This is a genomic window from Streptomyces sp. NPDC060205 (assembly GCF_042728395.1).
In the GTDB taxonomy this organism is placed as follows: domain Bacteria; phylum Actinomycetota; class Actinomycetes; order Streptomycetales; family Streptomycetaceae; genus Streptomyces.
Genome location: NZ_JBHWZP010000324.1, coordinates 1,683 through 10,203, shown reverse-complemented (window position 1 = coordinate 10,203; position 8,521 = coordinate 1,683). Strand labels below are relative to the sequence as shown.

5 protein-coding genes are annotated in these 8,521 nt (G+C 67.6%); 2 read left to right on the top strand and 3 right to left on the bottom strand.

What is annotated here, in order from left to right:
• Positions 1 to 198 precede the first annotated feature (198 nt).
• A complete protein-coding gene (rpsT, locus tag ACFWGJ_RS36230; RefSeq protein ID WP_107016309.1) occupies positions 199 to 465 on the bottom strand; it encodes a 30S ribosomal protein S20 in 267 nt (88 codons plus the stop codon).
• A 256-nt stretch (positions 466 to 721) separates the two neighbouring features.
• Here rpsT and lepA point away from each other — a divergent pair, with 256 nt between their 5' ends.
• Positions 722 to 2,590, top strand: coding sequence for a translation elongation factor 4 (gene lepA / locus ACFWGJ_RS36225; RefSeq protein ID WP_387333099.1), 1,869 nt, complete (start codon positions 722 to 724; stop codon positions 2,588 to 2,590).
• Between the two features lie 252 nt (positions 2,591 to 2,842).
• On the top strand, positions 2,843 to 4,729 hold the full coding sequence (locus ACFWGJ_RS36220) for an AMP-dependent synthetase/ligase (protein WP_387333097.1): 1,887 nt from the start codon (positions 2,843 to 2,845) through the stop codon (positions 4,727 to 4,729).
• 27 nt (positions 4,730 to 4,756) lie between these two features.
• Here the strand turns inward: ACFWGJ_RS36220 and ACFWGJ_RS36215 are convergent, their stop codons facing one another.
• Together ACFWGJ_RS36215 and ACFWGJ_RS36210 are read right to left on the bottom strand one after the other, a co-directional pair.
• Positions 4,757 to 5,341 carry a two-component system response regulator gene (locus ACFWGJ_RS36215; protein WP_387333095.1) on the bottom strand — a complete coding sequence of 195 codons (585 nt, stop codon included), beginning with the start codon at positions 5,339 to 5,341 and terminating at the stop codon, positions 4,757 to 4,759.
• Positions 5,342 to 5,359: 18 nt separating this feature from the next.
• A partial coding sequence (locus tag ACFWGJ_RS36210; RefSeq protein WP_387333093.1) for a HAMP domain-containing protein occupies positions 5,360 to 8,521 on the bottom strand: 3,162 nt, incomplete at its 5' end.

The window sequence follows — 8,521 nt, the reverse complement described above, 5'->3', positions numbered from 1 at the left end:
ACCCCGGCCCGCCCTGAGAAGGGCGAGGCCGGGGTTCGGTTCGTGCTGGGGACTCGTACCCGCGTGGCGAACGCAGTCGCGTACGAGTCGGGGTGCCGGTCGGGAGCGGATGAGAGAGGGCCCGCTCAGGTCCTTCCGGCGTTCGAATCACTTCGAATCAAGTGAGTGCGGGGCCGTGGCCCAGTACTCGGCAGAGGTTCAGCCCTTGAGGGAGGCGACCTTCGAAGCAAGCGCCGACTTCTTGTTGGCGGCCTGGTTCTTGTGGATGACGCCCTTGGAGACAGCCTTGTCCAGCTTGCGCGAGGCTTCGCGCTGCGCGGCCGTGGCCTTCTCGACGTCACCCGCGGCAGCGGCCTCGCGGGCCTTGCGGATCGCGGTCTTCAGCGAAGACTTGACGGCCTTGTTGCGCAGCCGGGCCTTCTCGTTGGTCTTGATCCGCTTGATCTGGGACTTGATGTTCGCCACGAATGAGCCTTCTCAGGTTCAGGCGCACGAGACGGGGCGTCTCACGACGGTGAGTCTCATGCGCCGGTGATTTCTCTTCTGAATTTCCTGCGTTTCCTGCGTGTCCCCTGCAGAGAGGGCAGGAGACACAGCTGCCCAGATTAGCAGTCGCCCCGCTGACGGCCCAAACCGGTCGCACCTCGCCGCCCGTGGGACCATGGAGCCTACGTATCGATCCGACCCGAGGCGACAGGCGCCTCAAGAGACAGGACCCTGCGTGCCCGCGATCCCTAACAATGTGCCCGAGCCGAGCCGTACCGCCCCGGCTCAGATCCGCAATTTCTGCATCATCGCGCACATCGACCACGGCAAGTCCACGCTCGCCGACCGGATGCTCCAGCTGACCGGGGTGGTCGACCAGCGGCAGATGCGCGCTCAGTACCTCGACCGCATGGACATCGAGCGCGAGCGCGGCATCACCATCAAGTCCCAGGCGGTGCGGCTGCCCTGGGCGCCGACCGAGGATCCGGGCAACACCCACATCCTCAACATGATCGACACCCCCGGGCACGTCGACTTCACGTACGAGGTCTCGCGGTCGCTCGCCGCCTGTGAGGGCACCATCCTCCTCGTGGACGCGGCCCAGGGCATCGAGGCCCAGACCCTCGCGAACCTGTATCTGGCGATGGAGAACGACCTCACCATCGTCCCGGTGCTGAACAAGATCGACCTGCCGGCCGCCCAGCCCGAGAAGTTCTCCGAGGAGCTGGCCAATCTCATCGGCTGCCAGCCGGAGGACGTGCTCAAGGTCTCGGCGAAGACCGGCGTCGGCGTGGACGCGCTCCTGGACCGGGTGGTCCGGGACGTGCCCGCCCCGGTCGGTGTCGCGGACGCGCCCGCCCGCGCGATGATCTTCGACTCGGTCTACGACTCGTACCGCGGCGTGGTCACCTACGTCCGTGTCATCGACGGCCAGCTCAACAAGCGCGAGCGCATCAAGATGATGTCGACCGGCGCCACGCACGAGCTGCTGGAGATCGGTGTCTCGTCCCCCGAGATGACCCCGGCCGACGGCATCGGCGTCGGCGAGGTGGGCTACATCATCACCGGCGTGAAGGACGTCCGTCAGTCCAAGGTCGGTGACACGATCACCAGCAAGGAGAAGGGCGCCACCGAGGCCCTCGGCGGGTACAAGGACCCGAAGCCGATGGTCTTCTCCGGGCTCTATCCGCTGGACGGGTCCGACTACCCCGACCTGCGCGAGGCGCTGGACAAGCTCCAGCTCAACGACGCGGCCCTGGTCTACGAGCCGGAGACCTCCGCGGCGCTGGGGTTCGGTTTCCGTGTCGGTTTTCTGGGTTTGCTGCACCTCGACGTCATCCGTGAGCGCCTGGAGCGCGAGTTCAACCTCGAACTCATCGCCACCGCGCCCAACGTGGTCTACCGCGTGATCATGGAGGACGGGAAGGAGCACACGGTCACCAACCCGAGCGAGTTCCCCGAGGGCAAGATCGACAAGGTCTTCGAGCCGGTCGTCCGGGCCACGATCCTCGCTCCCAGCGAGTTCATCGGTTCGATCATGGAGCTGTGCCAGACCCGCCGCGGCACCCTCCTCGGGATGGACTACCTCTCCGAGGACCGCGTCGAGATCCGCTACACGCTGCCGCTGGCCGAGATCGTCTTCGACTTCTTCGACAACCTGAAGTCCAAGACCCGCGGCTACGCCTCCCTGGACTACGAGCCCACCGGCGAGCAGGACGCCTCGCTGGTCAAGGTCGACATCCTGCTGCACGGCGACCGCGTCGACGCCTTCTCGGCCGTCACGCACAAGGACGCGGCGTACGCGTACGGGGTGCGGCTCGTCGCCAAGCTGCGCGAGCTGATCCCGCGCCAGGCCTTCGAGATCCCCATCCAGGCCGCCATCGGCTCCCGGGTCATCGCCCGCGAGACCATCCGCGCCATCCGCAAGGACGTCCTCGCCAAGTGCTACGGCGGTGACATCTCCCGTAAGCGGAAGCTCCTTGAGAAGCAGAAGGAGGGCAAGAAGCGGATGAAGATGGTGGGCTCTGTGGAGGTTCCGCAAGAGGCCTTCATCGCCGTGCTCTCCAGCGACGAGAACGCCGGCAGCGGCAAGGGAAAGAAGTAGCCGTCAGCAACCATCGGGCCAGGCCCGAAAACACGGGCCCGTCGTGCTGTCGCGCGGCGGGCCCGCGTCGTCCACGGACTGCCGCATTCCGCCTCCGCTCTGTAGGAAGTGACAGGCCGCCGCCTCTTACGCACCGGGCGGACGGGCTTTACTCTGATCACCACTCGACGTTACTCGCGAGTTAAACAACGACCGCTACTGAGCTAACCGCTACGAGCCAGTCACGCACTGTCGCGGGCCCCGGAGGATGTCGTGAGCGACACACAGACCCTGATCGAGAACCGTCCGCCGTCCGTGGCGGCCCTCTTCCTGGAGCGCGTGGCGGCCACGCCGGACGCCGAGGCGTACCGCTATCCGGTACCGGCGGCCTCGGGCGAGGGGCCGGACGAGTGGAGGTCGCTGAGCTGGGCGCAGGCGGCCGAGCGGGTCTACGCGATCGCGGCCGGACTGATCGAGCTGGGCGTGCGGCCGGAGCAGCGCGTCGCGCTCGCCTCCTCCACCCGCGTCGAGTGGATCCTCGTCGACCTCGGCATCATGTGCGCCGGCGCGGCCACGACGACCGTGTATCCGTCGACCAAGTCCGACGAGTCGGCGTTCATCCTCTCCGACTCCGAGAGCAGGGTGCTGGTCGCGGAGGACGCCGAGCAGCTCGCCAAGGCGCGGGAGAAGCGCGCCGAGCTGCCCGAGCTCAGCCATGTCATCGTGATCGACTCCGCGGGCGTCGAGTCCGCCGACGGCGAGGGCGACTGGGTGATCGGCCTCGCCGAGCTGGAGAAGCGCGGTGCCGCGTACCTGGAGAAGAACCCCGACCTGATCAAGGAGAAGGTCGGGGCGATCACCAAGGACCAGCTCGCCACCCTCATCTACACCTCCGGCACCACCGGCCGCCCCAAGGGCGTACGGCTGCCGCACGACAACTGGTCGTACATGGCGAAGGCCATCGCCGCGACCGGCCTCGTCGGCAAGGACGACGTCCAGTACCTGTGGCTGCCGCTCGCCCATGTCTTCGGCAAGGTGCTCACGTCCGGCCAGATCGAGGTCGGGCACGTCACAGCCGTCGACGGCCGCGTGGACAAGATCATCGAGAATCTGCCGGTCGTGCAGCCGACGTACATGGCCGCCGTGCCGCGGATCTTCGAGAAGGTCTACAACGGGGTCGCGGCCAAGGCGCGGGCCGGCGGCGGCGCCAAGTACAAGATCTTCCAGTGGGCGGCCGAGGTCTCCCGCGCGTACGCGAAGGCCACGCAGGACAACTTCCGCCGTACCGGTGTCGCCTCCGCGCCCTTCGCCCTCTCGGCCAAGCACAAGGTCGCCGACACGCTCGTCTTCGCCAAGATCCGTGAGGCCTTCGGCGGCAACCTCCGCGCCTGCGTCTCCGGCAGCGCCGCCCTCGCCCCCGACATCGGCTACTTCTTCGCGGGCGCCGGCATCCACATCCTGGAGGGGTACGGACTCACGGAGTCGTCCGCGGCCTCCTTCGTGAACCCCGGTGAGGCGTACCGCACGGGCACGGTCGGCAAGCCGCTGCCCGGCACCGAGGTGCGGATCGCGGACGACGGCGAGATCCTGCTGCGCGGCCCCGGCATCATGGAGGGCTACCAGGGGCTGCCGGAGAAGACCGCCGAGGTCCTGGAGTCCGACGGCTGGTTCCACACCGGCGACATCGGCGAGCTGTCCCCGGACGGCTACCTGCGCATCACCGACCGCAAGAAGGACCTCATCAAGACGTCCGGCGGCAAGTACATCGCGCCCGCCGAGGTCGAGGGCCAGTTCAAGGCCGTCTGCCCGTACGTCTCCAACATCCTCGTGCACGGCGCCGACCGGAACTTCTGCACCGCGCTCATCGCCCTCGACGAGCCGTCGATCCTCGCCTGGGCCGCGGACAACGGCCTGGGCGGCAAGTCGTACGCCGAGGTGGTCGCCGCGCCCGCGACGGTCGAGCTCATCGACGAGCACGTCAGGACGCTCAACGAGGGCCTGCAGCGCTGGCAGACCATCAAGAAGTTCAAGCTCCTGCCGCGCGACCTCGACATCGAGCACGGCGAACTGACCCCGAGCCTCAAGCTGAAGCGCCCGGTGGTCGAGCGCGAGTACAAGTACTTGATCGATGAGATGTACGCGGGTACGCGCGAGGCGTAGTCCCGCGATGGGTCCATAGGGGCGGGGTCACAGGCCCCGTCCCCTGCGCATCTCGCGCAGCAGGTCCTCCATGTGGCGTACGTGGCGGCGCAGTTCGGTCAGGTCGGTGGGACCGTCGGCCGACATGTCGGTCTCGATCGCGTGCAGCCGCTCGGCGAGCTCGTCGAACTGCGCCTGCTCGTGGGCGAGCATCCGCTCCAGCTGCTGGTTCTTGCGGTGCAGGTCGAGGAAGACGGTGACCTTGGCGCGCAGCACCCAGGGGTCGAACGGCTTGGTGAGATAGTCGGCGGCTCCGGTGGCGTACCCGCGGAACGCGTAGCCCGCGTCGGAGTCCGTGCCGGTCAGGAAGATGATCGGTACGTCCTTCGTCTGGTCGAGCCGCTTGATGTTCGCGGCGGTCTCGAACCCGTCCATGCCCGGCATACGGATGTCGAGCAGGACGACCGCGAACCGCTGCCGCAGCAGAGCCTTCATCGCCTCCTCGCCCGAACGGGCGCGTACGAGCGGCTCGTTGAGGGACCCCAGGACGGCCTCCAGCGCGATCAGATTGTCCTCCATGTCGTCCACGAGGAGAATGCTGGCGCGCTCGTCGGTCGATGCCTCAGTGCTCATGGTGATCGATTGCCTGCCTCATTCGGTCGTCGGCGGGATGGCGGGTTCCTCCGATGGGCCGGCTCCCGCGGTGACGGTGGTGGCGGTGGAGTCCCCCTGTTCCTGGTCGTCCGCGCCCTCGGGGTCCAGGAGGGCGCAGACGACGGTCAGCAACTGGTCGACGTCCACCGGCTTGGGTACGTAGTCGTTCGCACCGCGCGCGATGGACTTCTCACGGTCGCCCGGCATCGCCTTGGCGGTGAGGGCGACGATGGGAAGTCCGGCCCAGCGCGGGGTGCGGCGGATGACGGAGATGGTCTCGTAACCATCCATCTCCGGCATCATGATGTCCATCAGGACGAGCCCTACGTCGGGATTGCGCTCCAGGGCCTCGATGCCCTCGCGGCCGTTCTCGGCGTACAGGACGGGCATGCCGACCCGGCCCAGTACATGGGTGAGCGCGAAGACGTTGCGGATGTCGTCGTCGACGATCAGCACCCGCCGCCCCGGCAGGACCTGGCCCGCACGACCCGTCTTCCACGCCTCCAGTTTGGTGGGCGCGGGCCAGCTGTCGTCCTGGTCGTGGACGGTGAAGGGTTCGGCGGACAACTGCTCGGGCAGGGCCAGGTCCTGGTCCTCGACACCGGGCCCGGTCGGCAGATGGCCGGGGCTGACGACGGGCACGTACAGCGTGAAGGTGGAACCCTCGCCGGGCACGCTCTCGGCGATGATGCGCCCGCCCAGCAGGCCGGCGATCTCCCGGCTGATGGACAGGCCGAGGCCCGTGCCGCCGTACTTGCGGTTCGTCGTGCCGTCGGCCTGCTGGAACGCCTCGAAGATCACGGGGAGTTTCTCCGCCGCGATACCGATACCGGTGTCGGAGACGGCGAACGCGATGACGTTGTCGCTGGACTCCCGGGTGAAGTGGGGCTCGGGGTTCTCGACGCGGCTCACGCGCAGTTCGACCCGGCCGGACGCGGTGAACTTGATCGCGTTCGACAGCAGGTTGCGCAGGATCTGCTGGAGCCGCTGTTCGTCCGAGAACATCTCGCGCGGTACGTCCTCGCCGACCTCCACCTCGAAGGTGAGGCCCCGGTCGAGGGTGAGCGGACGGAAGGTGGCGTGCACGTAGTCGAGCAGCTTGATCAGGGGCAGCTTCTTGGGGCGTACGTCCATCCGGCCGGCCTCGATCTTCGAGAGGTCGAGGATGTCGTTGATGAGCTGCAGGAGGTCCGAGCCCGAGCGGTGGATCGTCGCCGCGAACTGCACCTCCTGGTCGGACAGATGGCCGTCCGGGTTGTCGGAGAGCAGCCGGGCGAGGATCAGCAGCGAGTTGAGCGGGGTGCGCAGCTCGTGCGACATGTTCGCCAAAAACTCTGACTTGTACTGCGAGGACGTCGCCAGCAGCGCCGCCTTCTCCTCCAGTTCGGCGTTCGAGCGGCGCAACTCCGCCTGCTGCGACTGGAGTTCGTCGGAGCGGTCCTGCAGCTGGATCGCCAGCCGCTGGGACTCGCCGAGCAGCGACTCCGTACGGGAGTTGGCGATGATCGTGTTGATCGCGACACCGATGGTGTTCACGAACTGGTCGAAGAACGCCAGGTGGACATCGGAGAAGCGCGAGAACGAGGCGAGCTCGATGACGCCGAGCAGCTTGTCCTCGAAGAGGATCGGGATGATGACGACACTCGCGGGCGCCGCCTCCCCGAGACCGCTGTTGATCTTGATGTAGTCCGGCGGGGCCTCCTCCATCAGGATCCGCTTCTTCTCGCGCGCGGCCTGCCGTACGAGCCCGTGCACCGGCATGCTGACCGTGTCGACCGTCGCGCTCTGCGCCGAGCCGTACCCGGCGATGAAGGCGAGCCCCTTGATCGGCAGCGCCGTCTGCTGGGTCGTCTTGTCCTCCTCCGGGTCGGCCAGGAAGAAGGCCCCGAACTGCGCGTTCACCAGCGGGGTCAGCTCACGCAGGATCAGGTCCGCGACCTCCATCAGATCCCGGTGGCCCTGCATGAGGGCGGCGAGACGCGCGAGGTTCGACTCCAGCCAGTCCTTGGCGCGGGTGGTCTCACGGAGGTTGGCCACCATGAGGTTGATGTTGTCCTTGAGCTCGTCGACCTCGCCCTGGGTCTCCACCGTGATGGAGCGGGACATGTCGCCCTGGGCCACCGCGGACGCCACCTCGGCGATCGCGCGGACCTGGGTGGTGAGGTTCGACGCCAGCTCGTTCACGTTCGTCGTCAGACGTTTCCAGGTGCCGTACACGCCCTCGACCCGCGCCTGGCCGCCGAGCTGGCCCTCGGAACCCACCTCGCGGGCCACGCGCGTGACCTCGGAGGAGAACGACGACAGCGTGTCGACCATCGTGTTGATGGTGGACTTCAGCTCCAGGATCTCGCCGCGCGCGTCGACGTCGATCTTCTTCGACAGGTCGCCCTGGGCCACCGCGGTCGCGACCTGCGCGATGTTGCGGACCTGCGAGGTCAGGTTGTCCGCCATGTAGTTGACGTTGTCGGTGAGGTCGCGCCACACGCCGGAGACGCCGAGGACCTGGGCCCGGCCGCCGAGCCTTCCGTCCGTGCCGACCTCGCGGGCCACCCTCGTCACCTCGTCGGCGAACGCGCGCAGCTGCTCCACCATCGTGTTGACGGTGTCCTTCAGCTCCAGGATCTCGCCGCGCGCGTCGACGGTGATCTTCTTGGAGAGGTCGCCGTTGGCGACGGCCGTGGTCACCTGGGCGATGTTGCGGACCTGCGAGGTGAGGTTCAGGGCCATGAAGTTGACGTTGTCGGTGAGGTCCTTCCAGACGCCCGAGACGCCGCGGACCTGGGCCTGACCGCCGAGGTTGCCCTCGGTGCCGACCTCGCGGGCGACGCGGGTGACCTCGTCGGCGAACGCGGAGAGCTGGTCGACCATGGTGTTGATGGTCGACTTCAGCTCCAGGATCTCGCCCTTCGCCTCGACCGTGATCTTCTTGCCGAGGTCCCCCTGGGCCACGGCGGTGGACACGAGGGCGATGTTGCGGACCTGCGAGGTCAGGTTGTCCGCCATGAAGTTGACGTTGTCGGTGAGGTCCTTCCAGACCCCCGACACACCGCGGACCTGGGCCCGGCCGCCGAGGTTGCCCTCGGTGCCGACCTCGCGGGCGACGCGGGTGACCTCGTCGGCGAACGCGGAGAGCTGGTCGACCATGGTGTTGATGGTCGA

Excerpts from the sequence above, each read along its gene's own strand:
- ACFWGJ_RS36215 (WP_387333095.1), bottom strand. The coding sequence starts at position 5,341 with ATGAGCACTGAGGCATCGACCGACGAGCGCGCCAGCATTCTCCTCGTG.